Annotated in this window: 14 protein-coding genes and 3 tRNA genes; 13 read left to right on the forward strand and 4 right to left on the reverse strand. The window is 35.9% G+C overall.

The genetic code is table 11. The features are described from left to right. Position 1 precedes the first annotated feature (1 nt). Complete coding sequence (locus tag ACHRWY_RS18275) at positions 2–3,106, reverse strand: DUF6493 family protein (protein ID WP_395356594.1); 3,105 nt, start codon at positions 3,104–3,106, stop codon at positions 2–4. Between the two features lie 181 nt (positions 3,107–3,287). After that, positions 3,288–6,374: a DUF6493 family protein gene (locus tag ACHRWY_RS18280; protein ID WP_395356595.1), complete on the reverse strand. Its 3,087-nt coding sequence runs from the start codon at positions 6,372–6,374 to the stop codon at positions 3,288–3,290. A gap of 918 nt (positions 6,375–7,292) precedes the next feature. Between ACHRWY_RS18280 and ACHRWY_RS18285 the strand changes: the two genes are divergently transcribed. The 13 genes from ACHRWY_RS18285 (at position 7,293) to ACHRWY_RS18345 (ending at position 19,504) form a co-directional block, all read left to right on the forward strand. Beyond that, a tRNA-Asn gene (locus ACHRWY_RS18285) sits at positions 7,293–7,365 on the forward strand. Between the two features lie 20 nt (positions 7,366–7,385). Next, positions 7,386–7,458, forward strand: a tRNA-Asp gene (locus ACHRWY_RS18290). A gap of 230 nt (positions 7,459–7,688) precedes the next feature. Continuing rightward, positions 7,689–8,258, forward strand: a complete 570-nt coding sequence (locus tag ACHRWY_RS18295; protein ID WP_395356596.1) for a DUF5565 family protein — start codon at positions 7,689–7,691, stop codon at positions 8,256–8,258. A 32-nt stretch (positions 8,259–8,290) separates the two neighbouring features. Continuing rightward, positions 8,291–9,076, forward strand: coding sequence for a hypothetical protein (locus ACHRWY_RS18300; protein ID WP_395356598.1), 786 nt, complete (start codon positions 8,291–8,293; stop codon positions 9,074–9,076). Between the two features lie 283 nt (positions 9,077–9,359). Further along, positions 9,360–9,409, forward strand: a tRNA-OTHER gene (locus tag ACHRWY_RS18305). Between the two features lie 465 nt (positions 9,410–9,874). Continuing rightward, a complete protein-coding gene (locus tag ACHRWY_RS18310; protein ID WP_395356599.1) occupies positions 9,875–10,972 on the forward strand; it encodes a slipin family protein in 1,098 nt (365 codons plus the stop codon). A gap of 329 nt (positions 10,973–11,301) precedes the next feature. Continuing rightward, the gene (locus ACHRWY_RS18315; protein WP_395356600.1) at positions 11,302–11,790 is read left to right on the forward strand and encodes a hypothetical protein; all 489 of its coding nucleotides are present in this window, start codon (positions 11,302–11,304) and stop codon (positions 11,788–11,790) included. A 162-nt stretch (positions 11,791–11,952) separates the two neighbouring features. Next, a complete protein-coding gene (locus tag ACHRWY_RS18320) occupies positions 11,953–12,498 on the forward strand; it encodes an exonuclease domain-containing protein (protein ID WP_395356601.1) in 546 nt (181 codons plus the stop codon). A gap of 246 nt (positions 12,499–12,744) precedes the next feature. Then, a complete protein-coding gene (locus ACHRWY_RS18325) occupies positions 12,745–13,371 on the forward strand; it encodes a hypothetical protein (protein ID WP_395356602.1) in 627 nt (208 codons plus the stop codon). Between the two features lie 37 nt (positions 13,372–13,408). Further along, complete coding sequence (locus ACHRWY_RS18330; RefSeq protein WP_395356603.1) at positions 13,409–14,539, forward strand: AAA family ATPase; 1,131 nt, start codon at positions 13,409–13,411, stop codon at positions 14,537–14,539. 1 nt (position 14,540) lies between these two features. After that, positions 14,541–15,239, forward strand: a complete 699-nt coding sequence (locus ACHRWY_RS18335) for a hypothetical protein (RefSeq protein WP_395356604.1) — start codon at positions 14,541–14,543, stop codon at positions 15,237–15,239. Positions 15,240–15,246: 7 nt separating this feature from the next. Continuing rightward, a complete protein-coding gene (locus tag ACHRWY_RS18340) occupies positions 15,247–17,793 on the forward strand; it encodes a ribosomal protein L7/L12 (protein ID WP_395356605.1) in 2,547 nt (848 codons plus the stop codon). Continuing rightward, a complete protein-coding gene (locus tag ACHRWY_RS18345) occupies positions 17,783–19,504 on the forward strand; it encodes a histidine kinase N-terminal domain-containing protein (protein WP_395356606.1) in 1,722 nt (573 codons plus the stop codon). The genes ACHRWY_RS18340 and ACHRWY_RS18345 overlap by 11 nt, the downstream gene beginning before the upstream one ends. A 69-nt stretch (positions 19,505–19,573) precedes the next feature. Here the strand turns inward: ACHRWY_RS18345 and ACHRWY_RS18350 are convergent, their stop codons facing one another. Further along, on the reverse strand, positions 19,574–21,220 hold the full coding sequence (locus ACHRWY_RS18350; RefSeq protein ID WP_395356607.1) for an SWIM zinc finger family protein: 1,647 nt from the start codon (positions 21,218–21,220) through the stop codon (positions 19,574–19,576). 3 nt (positions 21,221–21,223) lie between these two features. Further along, positions 21,224–24,571, reverse strand: a complete 3,348-nt coding sequence (locus ACHRWY_RS18355; protein WP_395356608.1) for a WGR domain-containing protein — start codon at positions 24,569–24,571, stop codon at positions 21,224–21,226. Positions 24,572–24,574: the final 3 nt, after the last annotated feature.

A 24,574-nucleotide genomic window follows, 5' to 3' on the forward strand; every position in this document is an offset into this window, starting at 1 on the left:
TTTATTTTAAAATTTGCTTAATCAATGATTTAAGCGAGGCGTTATCTTTCCATTGCTCAAAGAAAACAATTGCTTTTGGCGAAGGTTTCTGATTGGTTTTGGTTAAAACATCCAGATAATTTTCTACTATTTTCTTAAAACTCGTTGGCAGTTTTTCTTTTAAATCGAGATTGGCAAAGAAGGAGTTTAGCAATTGCAATAAAGCATTATTATGCAGTGGCGAAACATCTTTTATGGCAATCAATCCGTCGGCCATTCTTAAAAACACACCATATTTTTCGGTAGCGAGATACGCTATTTTCTGAGCAAAAAGTTCAATATCAATAGCTTGTTTTTCTATTAATTGAATCAAAACTTCAGAAGCCAGTAATCGTAAATCTTTCTTTTCCTGAAAGAAACAGCAGGCATACAAAAGCAGACTAATGTCTGAGAATCGAAATTCAGGTCGGTTGATAACGTCCAGAAAACCTTTTAATTCCGGTTTTGCACCATCGGCAATATTACAATTATGTAATAAAGTCAATGCCAGCGCATCTGAATTTTGCGGTGTAAGACTGTGCCAGAAATAGGTATTTCCGGCATAATTAAGATTATAATCCCAAGTGTTTGATCTGTTGTAAATATCCAGGCTGTACAATAAATAATTTGGAATTTTAGCATAATTCGGCAAGTCGAATCTTAGCTCGTACCAGGATGGCGTTCGCTCTTTTTCTTTTGTTTGATAATTGGTCCATTCGTTCCATTTTTCTTTAAACTGAAGCTGAGGTTTAAAAGGAGCCACCACAAACGGAATCTCTTTTAAATACGTATTCTCAAATTCAGTAAAAGTATCGTTAGGATAAAATGTTCTTGCGGCTACTGCCCAAAGCGATAGATTTCCGGTTTCTTTGGTCGTTTTGCCCATTGTGGCCAATAGTTTCGAAAACAACGAAGTCGAGTCCAGATTTAATTTTTCGTCAACACCCAAACAGAACGATAAAAGCTGTTTTAGTTCGCCTTCGACCTTATCCAGTAACGGAAGGGCTTCGGCTACATTTTCTCTCGGCATACGTGCGATGGCAATAGCCAAATCGACTGAATCAATTTCTTCGTTGGTATTTTGGTACGCAATAATTCTTTCGAGCAAAACTTTTGGTGCCACCCAATACGGTTTATGACTAGGCAAAGAGAGCAGGGGCAAAGCAGAATTGGTGTCTATTTTTTGCTGCACTTTTTCGAGTAAAGGCTGCATCAATTGTATCGTATTGATCTTTGAATAATGACTGACTTTACTGTTGAATTTGTTATTGATATTGGTGATTTTAGATTGTAAAAATGCCTTCACGAAATTTTTGTGAACACTTTCAAAATAATGTTTCTGCAATTGTTTTTCGTAAGGCTGTAATTGCGCCGCATAATCTGCCGGAAATAAATCCTGTTGCGAGATATAAATATTCAATAAAATTTCTGAATCTACCGTTTCATCTGAATTGATGAAATTCCCAAACTGAAAAACAACATCATTCCAATCCTTTGGCAACTGAACTTTTTCTGTAAGTAATATTTCTTGTTGAGGTTCGAATGTATATTCTTCATGAGCGGAATCATCAACAACCAGAGCATCTTCGTCTAAAAACTGGGTTAATCCTGATTTGATATTTCCCTGCATCAAAGTCACATACGAAGATAATTTCTCTTTCAGGACTTTGTCTTTTGCATTTGCAATTTTGGTGATGATTTTGCTGGCGCGTTCCTGCAAAGCGAGATCGGCAATCACATACACATCGGCAATTATTGAGGCAACTGAGGCGCTTAGTTTCGGGTTTGCTTTGGTAATTTTCTCCAGAATAGGCAACACATTTTTAATGGCGGCTTTGCAATCGCTGCGCATCATTAAAGGTTCGAGCCACTCGAGAAACGATTTGGTTTTGAATTTTGGATGATCGTAGATTTTCTTGATCAGTTCAATTCCGTAACTCGTTATCGGTGGGTAAGGATGGTGTAAATACGAGAATATATTTTCCTGATACAGGATAAGTTCATCGGCAGTAACATTAAATTCTTCGATTCTTTTTCTAAAGAAAGATTTCAGGTTATTGTTCCATTCTTTGGTTTGAATGAGGATGGCATTTTCGATAAAAAACGAACGATCCATCTTTTTTTCTTCTAATAAAGATTTATAAATAATCGCCCAGGTCTGGAATTCGTCGTGTTTTTGAGAATCATTATCCCTAAAGAAACTGTTGTGCAGAATCGTTTCATAATTAAACAGTTCCGGAATATCCCTTTGCCAGGTTAGTTTGTCATTTAATGAATTTTCAATGAATTTTCGGGTCTTTATTTTTGAACGCCATTCATTTGTTGCTCCCAGGGTTAAAGCATACAATTCAGGATTGAACTGCAATAAGCCAAGATCTTCAAGTTTGCGCAGCGTATGATAATTAAATCCCACCCAATCCTGTCTTTTTACTTTGTCTAAAATAAAAGTGTCGAGCCAGTTGGGTTTTGCCCACAATAAAACCTCCAGAACCTGAGGTTTTTCGTCTATTTCGTTCAATAAACTCAACGCTTCATCCCAGGAATTGATATCGGTTTTATCAAATAATGCGATGGCGCTAAGGGTAATAATATTTTTTTGTTTTTGATCTCCGCGTGTTCCCCACGAAGATCCCCAATTGTTATTGGTTTTGTTCTTTTTGAGGTATTCCGGTTCTTTTGATAAATCGATATATTGCGTCCAGAATTTTTTATTTTTTTTAATATGTTTCTTTAAAGCTTCAACATTACCTTTTGATTTCTCCTGAAAAAAAGGCAATACCAAATCAATATTTTTTGATTTTATAATGGCGTCATATTCTTCTAAAATTTCTTGAGAATTAGAGCTTTTAGTTGTTTTTGGTTTTGCAGCGACTGTAACATCACCGCTTTCAGAATATCCTTTTTTTATTTTTTCGGCCAATAATTTTTCTGCGACTCTTAAACATTCATCATCTGTTGCAAAACTTTTTGTCTGAGAGGTTCCGGAAGTTCCGTTTTTGCCATAAGTCACAGTATATTCAAATCCTGTAACTTCAATTTGCCAAAATTTGTCTGAGTTTCCGTCTATGTATTTGAGGTTCTTTTTCATGTTATTTTAAAAACTGAATTAAAGTGTGCGTATATTCTCAAAAATATAAAATTATTCAGGTATAGCGGGTTTATTTAAGTGAAAATTTTGGTTAAAATTTTTATGCCAACATTATCTTTTGTTCTAAAAACGCTACATCTTATTATCATTTAAAAGATATATTCGAGATCTGTCATTTTCTTTATTTTAAAATTTGCTTAATCAATGATTTAAGCGCTGTATGATCTTTCCATTGCTCAAAGAAAAGAATTGCTTTTGCCGAAGGTTTCTGATTGGTTTTGGTTAAAACATCAAGATAACCTTCTGCTATTTTCTTGAAGTTCGTTGGCAGTTTTTCTTTTAAATCGAGATTGGCAAAAAAGGAGTTTAGCAATTGCAGCAAAGCACTGTTATGCAATGGCGAAACATCTTTTATGGCAATCAATGCATCGGCCATTCTTACAAACACGCCATATTTTTCAGAGGAAAGCAAGGCGATTTTTTCGGCTAATTTTTCGACATCGATAGCCTGTTTTTCAATTAAATTAATCAATACTTCAGATGCCATTAATCGAAGATCCTTCTTTTCCTGAAAGAAACAAACGGCAAACAAAAGCAGGCTAATATCTGAGAATCGAAATTCAGGTCGGTTGATAACGCCCAGAAAACCTTTTAATTCCGGTTTTGCACCATCGGCAATATTACAATTATTTAATAAAGTCAATGCCAGCGCATCTGAATTTTGTGGTGTAAGACTGTGCCAGAAATAAGTATTTCCGGCATAATTAAGATTATGATACCAAGTGTTTGATCTGTTGTAAATATCCAGACTGTACAATAAATAATTTGGAATTTCTGCGTAATTAGGCATGCCACCTTCTGAGTAATTAGGCAAATCAAACTTCATTTCGTACCAGGATGGCGTTCGCTCTTTTTCTTTGGTTTGATAATTGGTCCATTCGTCCCATTTTTCTTTAAAGGTAACTTCAGGTTTAAAAGGAGCTACTACAAACGGAATATTTTTTAAATACGTATTTTCAAATTCAGTAAAAGTATCGTTAGGATAAAAAGTTCTTGCCGCAACTGCCCAAAGCGATAGGTTTCCTGTTTCCTGGTTGGGTTTGCCCCTTCTTGTTAATGGTTTTGAAGATAAGGACTCCTCATCTAATTCCATTTTTTCTGCAACACCCAGACAAAATGATAAAAGCTGTTGGAGTTCGCCTTCGACCTTATCTAGTAACGGGATGGCTTCGGCTACATTTTCTCTGGGCATACGCGCAATCGCAATGGCCAAATCAACAGAATCAATTTCTTCTTTGGTGTTTTGATAGGTAATAATCCTTTCTACTAAAACCTTTGGTGCCACCCAATACGGCTTGTGACTGGGCAAAGAGAGCAGTGGCAAAGCAGAATTGGTGTCTGTTTTTTGCTGTACTTTCTGCAGCAAGGATTGCATTAATAAAAGGGTATTTATTTTTGAATAATGTTTATGCTTGTTATCAAATTTACTTTCTATGTCCACAATTTTTCCCATCACAAATGATTTTACAAAATCTTTATGGTCACTTTCAAAATAACTTTTTTGTAATTGTTTAAAGTACGGTTGTAATTGTGCACTATTATCTAATGGAAACAAATCTCTTTGTGAAATATAAATATTCATTAGAATTTCAGAATCTAAAGTTTCTTCTGAATTGATGAAATTTCCAAACTGAAAAACAACATCATTCCAATCCTTTGGCAACTGAACTTCTTCAATAAGGAATAATTCTTGTTGAGGTTCGAATGTATATTCTTCATGAGCAGCATCATCAACAACCAGAGCATCTTCGTCTAAAAACTGGGTTAATCCTGATTTTATATTTCCCTGCATTAAAGTTACATACGATGATAATTTCTCCTTCAGGATTTTATCTTTTGTATTCGCAATTTTGGTGATGATTTTACTGGCGCGTTCCTGCAATGCAAGGTCTGCAATGACATAAACATCGGCAATGATTGAGGCAATTGTCGCGCTAAGTTTTGGGTTTGCTTTGGTGATTTTTTCTAAAAGAGGCAATACACTTTTAATGGCGGCTTTGCAATCGCTGCGCATCATTAAGGGTTCAAGCCATTCCAGAAACGACTTGGTTTTGAATTTTGGGTGATCGTAAATTTTCTTCACTAATTCAATTCCGTAACTCGTAATCGGAGGGTACGGATGGTGCAGAAAAGAGAATATATTTTCCTGATGAATAATAAGTTCATCGGCGGTGACATTAAATTCTTCGATTCTTTTTCTAAAGAAAGATTTCAGGTTATTGTTCCATTCTTTAGATTGAATCAGGATGGCATTTTCGATAAAAAACGCGCGATCCATCTTTTTTTCATCTAATAAAGATTTGTAAATAACATCCCATGTATTATTAACAGCATGAAGACTTGTTTCGTACTTGAATAACTCGGGAATATCTCTCTGATAGGTTGTTTTATTATTGAGTACTATATCACTAAAAAATTTTGTTTTTATTTTATATCGCCACTCCATGTTTACAGTACTAGCTAAACTTAAGGCAAATAATTCTGGATTAAAGTGTATTAAATTATGGTCTTCAAGTTGGCGTAGAATGTAATAATTGAAATCTACCCAATCTTGTCTTTTTACTTTGTCTAAAATAAAAGTTTCGAGCCAGTTGGGTTTTGCCCACAATAAAACCTCCAGAACCTGAGGTTTTTCGTCTATTTCGTTCAATAAACTCAACGCTTCATCCCAGGAATTGATATCGGTTTTATCAAATAAAGCAATGGCACTAAGGGTAATAATGTCACTTTGCTTTTTATCGCCACGGGTTCCCCGGCCATACTCGTGTTTGTCTTTTTTTACATAACCCGGATCTTTTGTAAGGTCAGTATACGTCATAAAATAACGTTTACTTTTCCTGATGAGTTTTTTTAGTGCTTCAATATTTCCTTTTGATTTTTCTTTTAGAAAAGGCAAAAGCAAATCTATATTTTTAGATTTTATGATAGCGTCATATTCTTCCAGAACTTCATCTGATTTAGCGCTATTAGCTGTCTTTGGTTTGGAAGCCACGGCAACACCACCGCTTTCAGAATATCCTTTTTTTATTTTCTCGGCGAGTAGTTTTTCTGCGACTTTTAAACATTCATCATCCGTTGCAAAACTTTTTGTCTGAGAGGTTCCGGAAGTTCCGTTTTTGCCATAAGTCACAGTAAATTCAGATCCTGTAACTTCAATTTGCCAAAATTTGTCTGAGTTTTCATTGATGTATTTTAGGTGTTTTTTCATTTTAATCTGATTTTTTTTAAATATATTGTATTTATTTTCTTTCAAAAATAAGATTATTATAAATATTTACCTCATTTTGAAGCTAAAGTTTTAGCGTAAACGGTGTTAAAAAAGGAATATTTTTGATTTCGAAATATTTAGGTGTAGTATTTTAAAAGAAAAAAATTACATTTGCACCGTAAATGAATAAGAAACTAATACATATCATGCTTTCAGTAAAACAAAATTATGACCGTTTAGAAGGAGTTTTTCCATCTAACGGCTCTGGATGCGGTATGTATTGTATAGAATTGAAATGTAATTTGTAGTTACAAAATCAACATAAATATGTAAAAGCGTCCTTTAATCGGGACGCTTTTTTTGTTTAAAGTAGTTTTTTGAGCGTTTCGACCGCGCTCAAACCGATAAAAAAGTGCTCAGGATGACTTAAAAAAGATTAAAAAATAACCTTTAACTAAAAATAATTAAAAAAATAACGGACCAAATGTTTAATGATTAGACTAAATAGTGAAATATAATTTTGAAAAGTAATCTGATGAGAGACAGTCATTTGATACAAACAGCGATCTGCATAAGTATGCGGACAGGGATTTTTATGGTTTTAATTATTGATTAAGTAATTGGTAATCAGTAAAATAACTTTGAAAATAATTTGGATAATTGATTTTTTCGACTTTATCTTTGCCGAAGAAAATTGGAAGACAAAATTTCAAACATACAGGATTTCAAAATATAATAATACAGCATATAAAATGGATTTCAAATATAACATACATAACGAACAACTAAAGACTTCGGGATTCTATCCGGGAAGTTTTACAATACAGGTGCATGAATACAGGCAATAGGATAAATATGTCTTATTAAATCTCATGAAGCACCTTTAACCGGGTGCTTTTTTTATGCCCAGAAATAAATGATTTCGTAGCTCAACTGGCAGAGCGCTTGACTGTTAATCAATAGGTTGAAGGTTCAATTCCTTCCGAAATCGCATGTTCTCTAGAAGGAACTGGCTCATTGGGGTTACTGGCTAACCTTCCCGACTGTCTCTCGGGAGAAACGGGTTCGACTCCCGTATGGGCCGCTTTTTTTTTTGAAGGTTCAAAGGTTCAGAGGAACAAAGGGGCAAAGGTTTGTTCACGCAGATTTAGTAGATTTTTTTAGGATCTTTTTTATCCTTTACTCTGTGGCTTTGCGACTTTGCGCAAAAATCATTCGCTATGCTTTGTCAAGCTCTCGCAGCATCGTAAAAAAAGAATAAAATAAACTTAGCGCCTTCGTAGCAGATCAAAGGTGTAATTTAAAAAGTATAAAATGAAAAAGATAAGTACATTATTTGCTAAAAATCCAAATGATTTAGCAAGAGTAATCAATAAGATAAATGCTGAAAATGCATGGGTATTAAATGGCGAAGCAATCGCGACCAGAAAATTTGACGGTACAGCCGTAGCTATTATTGGGGGAGAATTGTTTAAACGATTCGATGCTAAAAAGGGCAGGACAATTCCGGAAAACGCAATTCCCTGCCAGGAAGCAGATCTTATAACAGGACATCACCCGCACTGGGTAAAATGCGATCGTTTAAAATCGGCAGATCAGTTTTTCTTTGAAGGGTTTGATCGTTTAGAAGCCAAAACAGACGGAACATACGAATTGTGCGGACCAAAAGTGCAGGGAAATCCTGAAAAATTAAGGGCACACACTTTAATGAAGCACGGTAGTGAAATACTGGACTTTGTAAGTTTTGACTTTGACGATCTGGAGCAGTTCTTAGCAGAAAATGATATAGAAGGAATTGTGTTTCATCATGCTTCAGATGGAAGAATGTGCAAATTGAGAAAATCTGATTTTGGAATTAAACGATTGGATCTGGAAGCAGTGTAAAGTAAAAAGTAAATAACATTAAAATTAAAATCATGAAACAAGATTACAACCGAATTGCTCTTGTAGGAATTGAACAGGAAGAATACGATCACATAAAAGCAAACTACTCAGGACATATTATCTGGCATCAGTCGATACCAAAAATAGTGGTTAAAGATGAGGTTTTGTATATGGAAAAATCAAACGGAATTGGAATGTTACCTGTTGATAAGGTGGTGTATTACGGAATTTATGATAATGATTTTGATTTTATTTCAGGTCTTGCCATCTGGAGAGGCGCTTGTTACCCTAACGCAGCGGCGATGTTAGATTGCCGATTTAAAATTCCGTGTCTGGTCAAAGCTTTGTCACATTCGGCCTTTAGTGCCCCACGGGGATTTATTAGTGCGGGAGCTACTGTTACCACAACGGGTGATACGGTTGCCAAATGGGGAAACTGGCATTGTGGAGAAAATAAACACCGCTTTACGGGAGAATGGGAAAGCGAATTTACAGCCACTACCGAACCTTATTTTGAAGGCGAAGCAGTTCGTATTATGATCATAGGCGATGTTTACTGGCAAATTAAACTGGAAGGCGATTCATGGCTAAAATCGATTCATCCTGATGATGCCGGTTTTATGGAAGTTGATCCTGAATTACTGGCCGATACTTTGCATATTAAAAACACTTTAAATATGGATATGATTGGGAATGATTATATCGTGGCAAAAGATGGATCCAGGTATTTATTAGAAGTAAATCATATCCCTAACATAACCCGATTTGAGGAAGTCAGAGAAGTGTACTTATCGACTGTTATAGATTGGATTAATTAAAAAAATGAACACTACGCAAAATAATTGCGTAGTGTAATTTGAATATTTGTTTTAAGAAATAGAAAACGTTCTTTAAAAAAAATGAAAAACATCAGAGGAAACTTTGATTTACGATATCAGACAAGTCCTGTTGCGTGTTTCTGTATAGCACCATTGTAGGAAACTTTCCGCGAAAGCGAATTATGTTTTTCTATGCAACTTGATTTGGAGGTTTTGATGGTTTTCCAAAAAACGATTACAATCTATGTGTCGTGGGTTCGAGTCCCACTTGCAGCAATGCAATAGTTCAGTTGGTAGAACAGTAGAAAATACGCAGGTTCGAATCCTGCACCAATTTCGATTGGTTGGACGAGTCCGGTCAAAGTCAACAGACTAAAAATCTGTATTTCCAGAGAACATCACTCTTAAAAAGATGATCAGGAAAAAACGAAGTTGTCTTTGTCAGTGAAACTAAGATTTTCGAATCTAAAATTTCAAACTCATGATAAAACCTGCACGTGCAGCAATGTATTTTGAAATACGCTTTTTCTTTTCGGTTTGATTGTACAAATGATTTGGGGATCATTTCTATAAAACACAATTGCAGAACAATAGGAGTAAACAAGTTACAAACTGTCCGTCCGTTTTGCTTTGAGGAGAGAGGCAATGACGTTTTTTTATTTAGGAATAGAGGATAGAGTATAGAGGAAAGAGGAAAGAGGATATAGGATAGAGGAATAGATGATAGATGATAGAGGAAAGAATATAGATTTCGTTGCTTTCAACTTGAAACAAAGAAAACCTGAAACAAAAAATATTATGATAAAAAGAATTCAAATCGAAGCATACCAAGTGGGTTTGGTTTTCGAAAACGGAAAATTAACTAAGGTATTACAGGAAGGTTTACATTGGATTTTTGGAAACAAGAATGTAATGTTATATGATACTGTCACAGCATTTAAAGCTCCTTTTGAACTAAGTGTTTTATTAGAAAATCAGGTGTTGGCCTCTATGTTACAAATTGTTGAGGTTGCGGATAATGAGATCGTTTTGCAATTTGTAAACGGAAATTTTAAAGGAGTTTTAACTCCGGGCAGATATGCTTTTTGGAAAGGAATTGTAAAAAATGAATTCACAAAAGCGGATGTTTCTAAAATTGAGATCACAGAGAATATTCCATTTAATTTATTGGAGCATGCTCAATTGAAATATTTTGTCAGAAAATTTATGGTGTCCAGCAATGATAAAGCTTTGTTGTTTGTGAATGGAAATTTTGTAAAAGAATTAAAAGCCGGAACACATTACTTTTGGAATAACGCGATTACAATCGAAGTTAAAACAATCGATACCAGACAACAGCAGGTAGAAATTTCCGGTCAGGAATTGTTAACGAAAGACAAAGCAGGATTGAGGATCAACTTTTTTGTGAGATATCAGGTTGTTGATATCATCAAAGCGCTGGTTGATAATAAAGACTTTGATAAACAATTGTATGTAGCGATGCAATTGGCTTTAAGAGCTTTTGTTGGAGGTTTGACACTAGACGAATTATTAGCAAAAAAAGACTCCATTGCCGAAGCAATTCTGACCGAAGTAATAACTAAAGTCAGCGAGTTGGGTTTGGTGATTTCTGATGCCGGAATTCGTGACGTAATCTTACCGGGAGATATGAAAGAAATCATGAACCAGGTTTTGATTGCCGAGAAAAAAGCGCAAGCTAACAGCATTATGAGAAGAGAAGAAACCGCTGCAACCAGAAGTTTACTAAACACAGCAAAACTGATGGAAGAAAACGAAATGTTGTGGAAATTGAAAGAGATGGAATACGTAGAAAAAATCGCCGATAAAATTGGTGAAATTACGATTTCAGGAGGCGGAAACGTCATTGGTCAGTTAAAGGAAATCTTCGTGAAGTAAAAAAAGAAACCATAAGCAGTATATGTGGAAGGGTTTATTAAAAAATAAAATTTAAGAATGAATCAAAAAATAGTATTTGCGTGTGACCATTATTTTGGTCATACCAATATAATTAGGCTTAGTGAGCGTCCGTTTGCTCTAGTAGAAGAAACGGATTTGGAGCTCATTAAACGACGGAATGAGAAGGCAAGTTTCGGGGATATTGTGTATCATCCAGGTGATATTTGTCAGGCAAAGCATCAGTGTTTTTAAGGCTTTGCAGGTGTCGGATTCCCGGAATCCCTGTGTTTTTTCGTGAGATTCTCAAGAATTTCTAAAAAGAAATTACCATGCGTAACAATACATTAAAAGAATATAAAAAAGCGATTAAAAATAAATATGAGATAGAAAAAGAACGAGAATACTTTGATTATTTGTACAGCCCTTCTCGTGGAAAACTACGTGATTTCTGCTGGCTTATTTTCGAAGGGAACCCAACTAAGGATGATTTAAATGTTTTTAAGAACCTGTTTTCTTTAGATTTTGATCATACCAAAAAGAAAAAGTTCAAGGAACAAAAAGATAAGTTCAGACCTATCGAAACCTTCTTTAAAGGGGAAACAGACCCGTCTAATATTGATGCCATAAATATGGCTGCAATTTTGGTTGATTTTCAGCCGCGCCCTTTCAAAAAGTTTAATGAGAAGTATAGAAGTGAACATGAAAAACAGATTAAAAGTGCCGATAAAATCAAGAGAATTGGCGTAGAAAATGAAAAGCCGGGAAAATATCTTAAACAACGAAATCTTTTTTTAAGATTTTGCAGTTATCTCTTTTAGGAATAACTCAGAAATATTTTCAGGAAAAACAATCACCATTTCGGGTGGCGGAAACGTCCCAATGGCAGGCAAAAAATAATCCTGTTTCACTATGCGATGAAGGTGTGAGAAGTTCTTTTAGGGGCACATTAGAGAAGTATAAAATATTTAAAAAATTAAAAAATGAAAACTACAGATAAAATAATTATTATCGATTTAGAAGCCACATGTTGGCAAAGCGCAGTCCCAAAGGGGCAGGAAAATGAAATTATCGAAATCGGATTAGCGGTTTTAGATACACAAACAGGTGAAATTAGCCAGAACCAGGGCATTTTAATTCAGCCGCAACGTTCCAGCGTGAGTCCGTTTTGTACAGAACTCACCACTATTACCCAGGATTTATTGGATAAAAACGGAGTAACGTTTGAAGAAGCAATTGAAAAGCTGGTCGACGAGTATCAACCCGATTTGTATACCTGGGCAAGTTACGGCCAGTACGATCTGAATATGATTCGAAAACAATGCAGATCGTTTGGGATTCCTTATCCCATGGCAGAAGAGCATATCAATGTAAAAACCCATTTTAGCGAAAAATTTGGTTTAACCAAACCAACCGGAATGAACGGGGCATTGCATTTACTGAATATCCCATTAGAAGGAACGCATCACAGAGGAATTGATGATGCAAAAAACATCGCCAAAATTTTAAATTGGTGCCTGAAGAATTAGAGTTTTTTTGTTGTTTGCAGCCTTTAACGAACAGTTGATAGCTACAGAAGGGAACTGCAGATATTTTGTATTTGCGGTTTCTCTTTTTAAACCAGTAAAGCATTGTTCAGTACTTTCAGTACTCAAATAATAACCTAACAAAGTTGAGATTTAATGATATATTTGTGAGTATGCATTTTACAGGAATGTGCCTGTAAGGAATAATGACAAAACAGAATTAGATTCTAACAGGCATAATCTGTCACTATGAATAAAACGAAAATACCTTTTTTGGAGACCATTTATCATCTCAGGACTATCGAGCAGATTATTTTGTACGATAAACTAATTACCATTTCTAAAGCCGAAGAAACCGAAACAGCTTTGTTTCTGGAAACAGAGTACGAAAAAGAAGTTTTGGAATATCCGGGAATAGCACCGGATTTTAATCCGGATGCTGCGGTTTGGGCAGCCAAAACGGTATATTTAGCAGCACAGCTTTTATTATATCGGGAACATAAAATTAGTGACCTGGTCATGCTTTTGCCTGATTATAACGGAAAAGCAGATGCATCGGCGATTTTATCAGCAGATATTTGTTTACGTTTCCTGCCACAAATTATAGCCGAAATGAAAAGAATAGATCCCGATGATTTGGTGATTGCGATTTTAGAAAAGCACATCTTACAGTTTCATTATTCGGCTATAGGATTTGAAATCGAAACAGAAAAGATACATTTTGATATAGTGACAACAAATGATTGTTTGCAACAGCTGTATATCGATCGGATCGTAGAGAGAAAAGCAATAAAATTTACCCAGTCTGATGTTATAAAAAAACAGCTGGAAATAGGTTTTGGGGATTACAAAAAAATATTTTGGGCGCAACTGTAAAGTATCAAACGAATAAATAAAAAATAGAAGCAAGTACATGAAAGCTACTGATAAATTAAATAGTGTTTTAAAGCATATTAAAGAAACCTTTGTTGGAAAAAATGAAATTATTGATCTGTTGGGAATAGGTTTGCTGGCGAGAGAAAATGCCTTTTTGCTAGGGCCTCCGGGAACGGCAAAAAGTGCTATCATCAGGGCTTTATCCAATGGGATTGAAGGGGGAAAAAATTTCGAATACCTCTTAACCCGATTTACGGAACCCAATGAAATTTTTGGACCGTTTGATATCCGTAAACTGAAAGAAGGCGAGTTGATCACCAATACTGAAGGGATGATGCCCGAAGCTTCGATGGTATTTCTTGATGAGATATTTAACGCCAATTCGGCAATCCTGAATAGTTTGCTGATGGCGCTTAACGAAAAGATATTCCGTCGTGGTAAAGAAACGAAAAAACTTCCGGCGCTTATGTTTGTGGGAGCAAGTAATGTCCTGCCCGAAGATGAAGCGCTAAATGCTTTATTAGACCGTTTTTTAATTCGTATAAAATGTGATTATGTTGAGCCGGATTTACTGCATGAAGTATTATTGGCGGGATGGAAATTAGAAAGTTCCGGAAGCGGAGAAGTACCCGTAATTACAGCAAATGAAATTCGCGAACTGCAACAACTTTGCCGTAAAGTAGATTTAAACACCATTCGAAATGAATATGTGGACATCATTCACAGTCTTAGAAATACCGGTATAAAAGTATCAGACAGACGTGCGGTAAAATTGCAGAACCTTATTGCAGCAAGTGCTTTAATGTGCGGCAGAAATGTGGCTATTTTATCTGATTTATGGGTTTTAAAATACATATGGGACAATGAAGAACAAATCGAAATCCTGGAAGGAATAATCAATCAGATTATCGAAAAAGATAATTCGGCAGAATCCCATCCTCAGGCATTGTACAATAAAACCCCGGATGCAGAAAGTGTGATGAAAGAAGTCAGTTACCTGATCGAAAAATGGCAGGACGACACCCTTTCGTTTGAAGAACAAAATGTCATTAAAGACAAGCTTCGATACATACAAACCCGTTGCGACTGGATTAAAGATGCAGAACAGAAAAAATACATTCAGGAGCATATAGAATCATTGTGGCAAAAAATACTTCAAACGATTTAATATGTATTTTTTAGAAATTAAAAAAGAACACAAAGAATTTTTGGGATCCATCAGGCATTGGGAGCAGCTCAAAGTAGCTTTTGAGACGGATAATATCTGGATTAAGGATTTTTCTCCGGAACAGTTAAATTCAGCAGAAATTCAGCAGCTTCCGTACAAAACCGTATATGAAGCAAAGGAAAATCTATTGTTTGAAAAAGACAAACGGCTGCCATCAAAAAAAATGCCCCAGGGATTGCTGTGGGCTCCAATTTTGCGTGCTCTGCCGGTTTCTTTGCCTGGATTCAACCATAATTTTTTTGGTATTGACCAAAAGCTTAAAGTGGTCTTAAAACCTTCTGAAGATGTCAAAGAAGCTTTCGGGCTTTTAGTAGATTATGAGGAATTGAAACCGTATATCGAATGGGCACCAAAGTACAGACTGCAACCTCTAAACTGGGTGGTTTTAGGAAAAAAAATATTGATTATCGGAAACCCGTTGCTGCCCATAAAAGGCAGTACATATTGGTTTGATAACCATTTTTTAATTCCAACCGGATATAATTTTGAATGGTTTGCTTTGACCCGGATCCTTCAGGAAAAATTAAATCCGTTACAAGAAAACATCATACTCTGGAATCAGGATAACAGCTATACGGTAATTCCAAAAACAACTCTAAAAGAACTATCGATTAGTTCATTTCGCTTAACTTTTTCATAAAATAAAAATGGAGTTTCAAAAATATTTTCAATCGTACGAGGACTATTTCTGGGAATGGGACAATCAGGTATTTTCTGAAGAAAGTGTCTTTGAGTCTATAACAATTCCGAATGGGCAGACTATTGGCTACGAAAAATTTGTGTTTGAAATTTTAGAATACCTTTCTGAAGACAGTATTCCGCCATTTGGGACTTTGTTATTGGCTATTATCGCTACAAACCCTGAAAATGAGCAGGCGATTGAAATGATCCATAATCTGGTAAAAAGTAAAAATGTAGTAACCGCTTTTCCACAATCTCAGTCCTTTAGGCTGGGGGCCAGCATTGATTTTTTAAAAATGCTTTCCGGTTTACCCAATCAGTACAAAGCGGGTAAAAACAGAATGAAGCTGTTTCAGACTATTTTTCATGAGTGCCATAACAGAGTTTCATCAGAAAAAGCAAGAAATATGCTGGATGAATATAAAAATAACAGGCATCATTTAGTGCGAACGTCTGTCAAAGATCCTTTTAATGAGGCTAATTACAGAAAAGATTTCAGGACACTGGCTTTGCTAAAGATAAAGTATCCAACAGTACAGTCTATATTGAATGCAATGGAAAGTATTCCGCATCAGGATTTGGAGGATCAACTGAGTGAGGAAATTTTAGAAGAAAAAAACCTGTCAGATCATGTTACTGATTTTGTAGACCAGCTTATTGAAGAAGATAAAACCTTTCATGTTGGAAGCCTGATTAAACGACTTTGGTCCGGATTAAACATTCCGCTGCATCACAATCATCCAAGCGAACAGCCGTTGGGAGGAATTTCAGATTTAACCAATAAAGGGGATTTTGATAAACTCGTTATTTCTGAATTTGCTTACGATGATGATGTTTTTATGTCCAGAATTGCCAATAATGAAGCACTCTATATCCAGCGGGAAGTGCCGCCGGAAGCTGATAAGTTTAAACGTATTTTATTACTGGACCATACTTTAAAAAACTGGGGAAATCCTAAGATCCTGGCTTTTGCTTCGGCAATCGCCATTGCCAGACATCCAAAAACAGACATTGAGTGCGAGGTGTATGTCGTGGGAGAAGAATACAAAGCCATTGCTGTTCAAAGTGTAGACGAAGTGATCCATGCCTTAAGTGAGCTCAGCGGGAAACTGGATTGTTCAGCCGGACTGGATGCTTTTTTTGCGGACCATAAAATCAATAGTAAAAATCAGGAAGTTTTTCTTTTTTCTTCTGAAGAAAGCTTAAAACTGGTTCCGATGCAAAAAGCAATGAGCGATTATTTTGAAGATATAAAATATGTTTTTGCAACAGGTATGCAGCATATTGGGGTTTACAAAAATCAAAATAAAGGCAAAAAAATGCTGCAGCAGATCATACTGCCTTTAGATGAATTATGGACAAAAGGCTATACGAACAAAAAACAGAAAGCTAAAAATACAGCCGATGAAAGTCTGCCAGTATTGTATCCGGTGGAACGATTTAATCCGCATATATTTGGTCACGAGAATGAGTTTTACATGTATATGTATGGCAATTTGTTCCGTTTTTTTAATGATAAATTCGATAAAGGATTTGTGAAAATAGCCTCAGATCTTCCGTTTGGTAATGGCAATTTTGCATTGAGGACCAATAGCAAAGGAGAGAAAATATTGTGGTGCCATCATTATGATTTGAGACAGCATGCCAGTACAATAAATCTGAGTACTAAAGAAGTCAAGAAACACCGGGATTTTGATGAAAAAGTCAATGGTAACCCGGTTAAAGTGTTTGAACATCATAACCATTTTTATTTTGTTAGTGGCGAAAATTTTGCGCCTGTTTTTTGGCAGATTGATGATGATTTCAACTTAAACGAAATAAGAAATGAAACTATAAGACAGGTATTTAATAGTAGTCTGGACGAAAAAACTTCTTTTATTCAAAATTATAAACGCAGTAAAATAAAATACAATGTCATTAAAAGGCTGGATAGTGTTGCAATAAATGAAAATGCGTTAAGATTAAATGGTTATGGTATTTCAAATCTGATACTTGAAAAAGACAAATCGTCTATGAGGCTGCCTAGAGATGCCATCAAATTGGAAGCAAGAGTTGATCTTATTTTAAAAAACAGGGGTCTGTCTCCCGTAACGATTGTAAAAAGCATACAATCGAATGCAGGTAAATCATTAAAAGAAGCCAAAGAAATTGTGGATGAGCCTTTTAGCATTATTTTACAAAATGAAACAAGAGAAGCTGCCGAAAAACTGAAAAAGACACTGGAAGAAAGCGGGGCTGTTTGTTATTTGGAAACCAAATATTTTAGGTCTGAGGATGGCAGTAAAATTACCAACAAGGACGGAATTTTGGTTTTTGAAAGCAGTGATAAACGAATTGATACCTTTTATATTGCTTTTGTAATTAACATGCGGACTATTATGGCGACAGCTGAGGAATATACCGGAAACGATTATTTTAATCCGGATCATTCTAAAGAAAGTGTAACAGAAGAAGTGTTTATGGAAAAATATGTAAAACCGTTTATTTTGAATATTGTACATCATGGAGCTTAAATTAAAAATACATTCAAAAAACACATTCCCAAAGGCCGGCATTTTTATCAAAAGTGCCGCTGCGGAAGTATGGCTTCGCGAAATTCAGAATATGGGTTTAACGCTGGATGCTATTACCGTTTTTCCTGTTCCGGGTTTACGTGCCAATGAAGTATTTGGCTGTTTGGTCGTATTCAATAAGAGCGTGATTAAAACAGCTGATATCGGGAAAAATAACTTTTACCAATTGGTAGAAAATAAGTTGTTTATTCCTGAAAATACAATAGTGACCCCTCAGTTAACAGCAGCAGAATGGCATAAATTATTTTCGGAAGCGTGTCATTTTTTGCATCCCGAAATTGGTTTGGCTGAATTAAAAGAAGAAGTCAACTGGGGCGATTTGCTTGAGTTGCCCGTGCCAAAAGAAATAGAGATAACAGAGCCGTCAAAAACAGTTTCAATTCCGCAATTGATCACTTCGCTTCGTGTTGAGGTAGATCAGGAAAAGATTCTGGAAGAAATTGAAAATCCGGTTTCAGAAGAAGAGAGGATCGCAAAACTGCCCTTTGATCTGCAAAAACTGATGCAAGGCAATCAAAAGGAAATGGATAAGTTTTTAGCCTTTCTGGAAAAAAATCCAAAATTAGCATTGCAATTAGCGATTCCGCTGGATACTTTAGGAACGTCAAGAGGGGGTAATGATGGACAGTTTTCTTTTGGCGGGAGCGGTATGTCTAATTTTTTGCCAACAACAAATTCATCTTCAAAAATTTTCAAATTTGGCCTTATAGTAGTTTTAATTGTACTTGCCGGAAATTTTAAGATGGGACAGCACCATTCCGGATCTGAATCTTTTTTTATATTCTTGCTTCTGGTCATTATGGTGGTACTTGCTATATCGCTTTTTTCCGGAAACAGTTCGGCTGATAATACGTCAAAATCAGGAGGTTCAGCACTTATAGATTCGGACAGATTTGCTACTTTGCAAAGTCGCTATGAAAAGCTGGCCGAGGAATATGCGGCCAATAAAGACTATCATAAAGCAGCTCATATTTATTTGAAATTACTGTCAAATCACAAAAAAGCCGCCGAAGTCCTTGAAAAAGGCGAATTGTATCCTGAAGCTGCGGCGATTTATTTAAAGTATGATCAAAATAAACATAAAGCAGCAGAATGTTATGAGAAAGGCCATGCCTACAAAGAAGCAATCGAACTCTATAAAGAACTCAATGAGGATGAAAAGGCAGGGGATTTGTACACCATTTTAAAAGACAAGCCAAAAGCAGACCATCATTTTAATAAAGTCGCGGAGTACTATAAAACGAATTATCAGTATATAAAAGCTTCCTTAATTTATAAAAATAAGATAAACGATATAACCGAAGCGCAGGAACTGCTTTTGGAAGGCTGGAAAACGAATAAAGATGCCAAAAACTGTTTAAATAATTATTTTGCCAACATTCATTCGGCCGAAGAATTAGCATACGCGATAAGTGATGTTTATAAAAACAGGGTTTCCGGCGAAAATAGGGCGGTGTTTCTTCATTTATTAAAACATGAATTTACCAAACATGCAGAGCTTGAAGAAATGATTAAAAATATGGCTTACGAAATTGCAGCTGAAAGAATTGACCAAAATCCAGAGATTGCTTCAGAACTATTGAATTTTAATAAAGACAATAGGTTACTGCTAAAAGATGTGATGAAGTATAAACTTCATTTCAAAAAGTAAACTTATTTTTTCAGGGTTCAGGCAAAATGCAAAAGAAGCCATCTCCCAATACCGGGATGGCTTCTTTTGTTATGATGTGATTTTGGCATGCAAGGCCATGCGGGTGGCCAGAATATGTTCACAAGGCCCTTTTCGCAATTGATTGGATTGGTAAAACGAACATTCGCAATGGCCTTCAATCAGTCGATTGTCCTTATCTAAAACGGCCAGCGTATTATAAGTGAAATTCTTATCGGTTACTTTTCCTTTGATCTGCAATTGATCTGCTTTTACAGTCGGAGTAATTTTTACGCGATTTTCGGTGAGGTATTGATTGGCAACCTCTTCCTGCGGACTTGCAAAACGCAATGTTTTCATATTCAGGGGTTCCTGTGTCAGTTCCCTGACGCGATACAATCCTAAATTTAAATCATAAATTACTCGTCCGGCTTGTGTGTAGGCCGTTAATGATGCCGAAACTACTGAAGGATCCAGGTTTAGTTTTTTGGCCAGATGATCCGATGTATCGAACCAGTTTTCTTTTAAAGCGTTGAAAACTTTTTCCTGTGTAAATAAATCGACATGGCTTCTTGGTGCCATTAAATCAAAATTTCCAGCCGTACTCCAGTCGTTTTTAGTCCAGCCGGATAACCCTAAAGTGTACGACATATCCCCTAAATCGGCGATAAAAAAAGAAGGTAAGCCAGATCCCAGTAAAACAACTTTAAAATTTCGGGCAACCGGAATTAACCTTTCCAGAATTAATAATCGGCGTCTTCCCCAGATACGGATTGTTTTGGCTTCATTTCCCTGAAAAAGAGAACGATGAAATACGATTTCGTCATGCGAAGGTTCAAATATGGCTTTAATAGGTTTGTCCGGTTCCAGTACAAATCGTAAAGCTCTTGGTCCTTTCTTTTCTTTGAAGCGGCGTAAATACTGGCACAGGCTAAAAATATCCATAGGATGCAAATCCAGAACGGTTGCCGGTAAAGTCATTGCTGAACTTACCTGCAAAAATCCCCTGACCCACGAATCCGGTAAATCTATTTTGACCTCTTTGTAAACCTGTTCATTTGTTGTTTTGGCTTCAAAACCAGAAGGATCGATCTTGAATTCGGTTTCTTTATAATTTCTTATTTTTTGAAATTCATTATATAATCCTTCCGAATAATCAATATTGGTCGTGCCGCATTTAAAGTCGCTAATCTCTGTGAATATATTATAATTGCAGCTTAATTTTCCATAAGATGACTCGTCTTTACTGAAACATTCAAAAAAGACTTCATCGGGATGTACTGTAATAACAGGATCTAATACGTACCACGCATCTTTATCATTTTTATACAGATAATCAAAATAAGCCGTTTTAGCCTTGTTAAAAGGCCCCAGGATTGTTCTTTTCTCTTTTTGAACCGTATTTAATTCTTCTTTTAATTCCTGAATGCGAGCGCGGACATTTTCAATCTGAAAATCGGCCATGTATTCGCTCAGCCATATTTTTTCTTGTTCGGCCGCCCATAATTTGTAGGCTTCTTTATCCTTTGGAAAAAAACGTAAATCCGAAATCACCACATCATGCAGTGCAGAAATGGCTTCTCTAAAAGCTATTTTTTGATTTAGTTTTCCAACAAAAAAGGTAGGTTCCCTCAATGTATCCGGCGAAAAACTCATGCCGGTACTGGTAGAGGTGTTATTTACAATGGTGCTTCCGCTGTATTTATAATCAAATAACATAACTTAGTTTTTAAGGATTAGATGGGTATGCAATTGCGGGTAAAGCGTTTTTAAGCTGGTCAGGATAGCGATACAATTCGCCTTATCCTGAACAGAAACGGTTGCGGAAACTTCATCAATAATCTGGGTTACAAAAATTGCTGCGGCCTCACTTTTCTTTCCTTCCTGATGTAGAAATTGAAAAATACGCTGTTTTGCAATTCGGGCTTTATGCACGCGGGTCAATACAGAACGGAAATAAAAATCCAGTTCTTGCAACTTAGCAAGATTATCTGATGCATAAGTGTTGAGGTAATTCGTCACAAAAATTTGAATGTTTACACCAGGGTGCTGGCTCAACTTTGTTAAATACGTTATGCCATCTTCCGGTTTAAAATATCGGGTAATCATTTCTTTTCCAAATTGTTCAACAGCAGGTATCACAGAATCGACAATACTGATCAGGCAGTCTAAATCCCAATCGGTTTCATCAAATTCGGTTTTAAAGAAATGAAAGGCAAATGCCCTGGTATCATCCCAAGTGGTATCTAATAGGGCTAAGGCATCATTCCTTTCAGAACGAATGCGCTCTTTTTTGTCCATAAAATAATTCCAGCACCATTGTCTAATGGCCAGGATTTCATGGTTTCCTAACGAAATAATCTGGCGTATTGTAAAATCCTCTTTACGGGTATATTTCTTTAGTATCTCATAACCCGTTAACTGGCTTTCTCTGTAATGGGCATGAATTAATTTGATAACATCTCTTGGTTCCAATGCTGTATTCCATTGCTGCGTTGTTTCTTCTGATATGAATTTTTTGAAAATCAAATGAGCGCCTTCAAACTTTTCTTTTCGAATCATGGCATACACTGTATTGCGCAGCGCAATGTCAAGTATGTCAGAATGTGATTTGCCCAACTGCGTAATACGCTCCAGAACAGTCTCAAGGACATCCTGGTATTCACTATTTAATACGTCTAATAAAGATGCGCTATTGGTCAGTAAATAATCCTCCTGATACTTATTGAGCAGCTGGATACCGTTTTTTCTGATGGCAGTACTTTCATCTTCTAAAAAGAGTACAATCAGTGAAAACGGAATTTCCTTTGAAGCTATTTTTTCAGATTTTAAGATTAAAATCGTACTCGCCAGTAGATTATTAGTTTTTAAATCAGAAGAAATTAAACGGGCTACAATGTCCCAGCTCAATTGCTCAAGTTGTGGGGTAGCTATTTTTTTAAGCCTTTCGATGGCTAATGTTGCTAAGGTATTGTTGGCAGCGGTTTCTTCGAACGTAAGAAGCTCCACGATTACTTTTCCCGTAATGGCTTTGGCCTTATCTTCAGTAAAGACAAAGTTTTCCAACGTGCTCGTGATCCAGGTCCGTAAATCAGGAATTTCATTAAATATGAGTTTTGCAACACATTCTGTATCATTAAGAAAGAATGCCGGATTGGATATCAGGTGGTCTTTTGCCCAATTTCTTGCCACCTCGGTTTTAGAGTTCAGTACCTCGCCAATAAAGCCAACCTGAGTCGAAAGGACAGCATTTTTAAGCACTATTGTTTCGAACCCTAAATGGTTTGGTATGGCAAAATCACTATTCAGTAAATTTAAAATGTTTGCTTCATCAAAACGGTGGATCAAAGTATTAAAATCGTTTCTGGCTTTTACATTATGGTACGCAAACTGATGAATGACATTCATTTGGGCTTCCATTAAAAGCTGAATATAAGCTTCCGGAAAAGCATCCCAGTGCTGTGGAAATAATTCTAAACGATTTGGGGTATTTTCCATGATCGTTTTTTCTTCTTCGGGAACAATCAGACTGGGCGTATTTTTTTCTATTTCTTTTTTACCAAAAAAAGTTGAAAATACTTTTTTAGCCTTATCAAGCACAGAGCCTGAATCCGGATTAGTAGCGTTATTTGTATTCCCTTCCTGAGAAGTTGTTTTGCCACTGCTTACCTTAGTTACTTCATTTTCGGAATAATAATAGTTTTTACTGGAGAAAATTTCCTGATTTAAAATGAACTTCATTTTTGAAGTTAAAATCCGTTTATTATCATTCCCAAATAAGATCGTGGACAATAATAGTAAATTAGAACATTCCGGGTAATCTACTACGGTATAATAATATTTTCTGTCATTGTAATTGTATTGCCCATATGTATTGAGAGGTAATTTTTCGGCTTTACTATAATCATTCTCTGTGTACTTTAATAAAATTGACACGGCAAACCTGAGGTATTTTTTGGCATCAGTTTGAGCCTTCATTCCTTTCAAAAAATGAAGGCTGTTTTTTTGAAAATAATGTTTTGTAAAGTTGGAGAATGCAATTTTACTGTCTTTTCCCCTAAGTTCTTTTCCGATGTTTACATTTTCATTGAGAGCAGCAATAAATTGCCAGTTATCGTATTCGCTTTCTAATGAAACGGTTCTGGTGAACATGGGGTTTTCATTTTCAAATCGATAGGCAAGAACTGCAATTGCATCAGCATCATTTCGAATGTGGGCCAGTTTGTAAATAGCCCTGACATGCTTAAAATAAGGAGGCCTGAAGGGGACAGCTTCTAATAGAAAAACAACAATTTCATGTAGTTTGGGATCAAATTTTGCCACTAAGTACAAAGCGGTCAGATACTGGATCGAATGGTTTGCCAGTTCTTCTTTTAGAAAAATGATTAGCTCATCGTAATCTTTTTTATCGATATAGTATCGTGCTTCCTGAGGCAGGGTCTCCAGAATTGTTGTAATATGCTTTTGTAATTCTTCGTCTTTTAGGATTTCTAATAATCCCTCATGGGCCAGATTTCGAATGTATTCTTTTTGTTTGCCCTGTAAGGCGTTTGATTTAAAAAGCGCTGTTGCCTCAGCAGATTTAAGCTTTATTAAAGCCCAAATAGCAGAATAGGTTTGCAGGTCATCTCCTTTTGAGGCTAATTTAATGATATACGGAATCGCTTCTTTAATCTCTAATAAACCCGCTTTCCAGATAACACGGCTGGTTTTCCATGGCGTCTTAAAAGTTTGTTTGCCCATAACAGCATCTTCTAAACGCTGCAGAATAACACCATTTATGGAGTCGGGTTCTGTGCTTTCTAAGGAAGGAAGATCGATCAGTGTTTCTATTTCTGAAGCATAGCCTTTGGCCTTTTTTTCATTTTCAAGCTTATCAAAAATAATTTGTGCTTTTTCGGCCGAAACATATTCCGGTGTTTTGGTTCCGTCTTTCAAAACGGCTCCTCTTCTTCCGTATCTAAAATTGACCACATAATTAGTATCATCAATAGCGCACAAGTCTATTTCGTATACTTTATCTGAATTCCCTTCTTTATAGAAAAGTTTAATCTGTTTAATTAATTTCATAGT

The sequence above is a fragment of the Flavobacterium sp. FlaQc-48 genome, from assembly GCF_044007335.1.
Taxonomy (GTDB): Bacteria; Bacteroidota; Bacteroidia; order Flavobacteriales; family Flavobacteriaceae; genus Flavobacterium.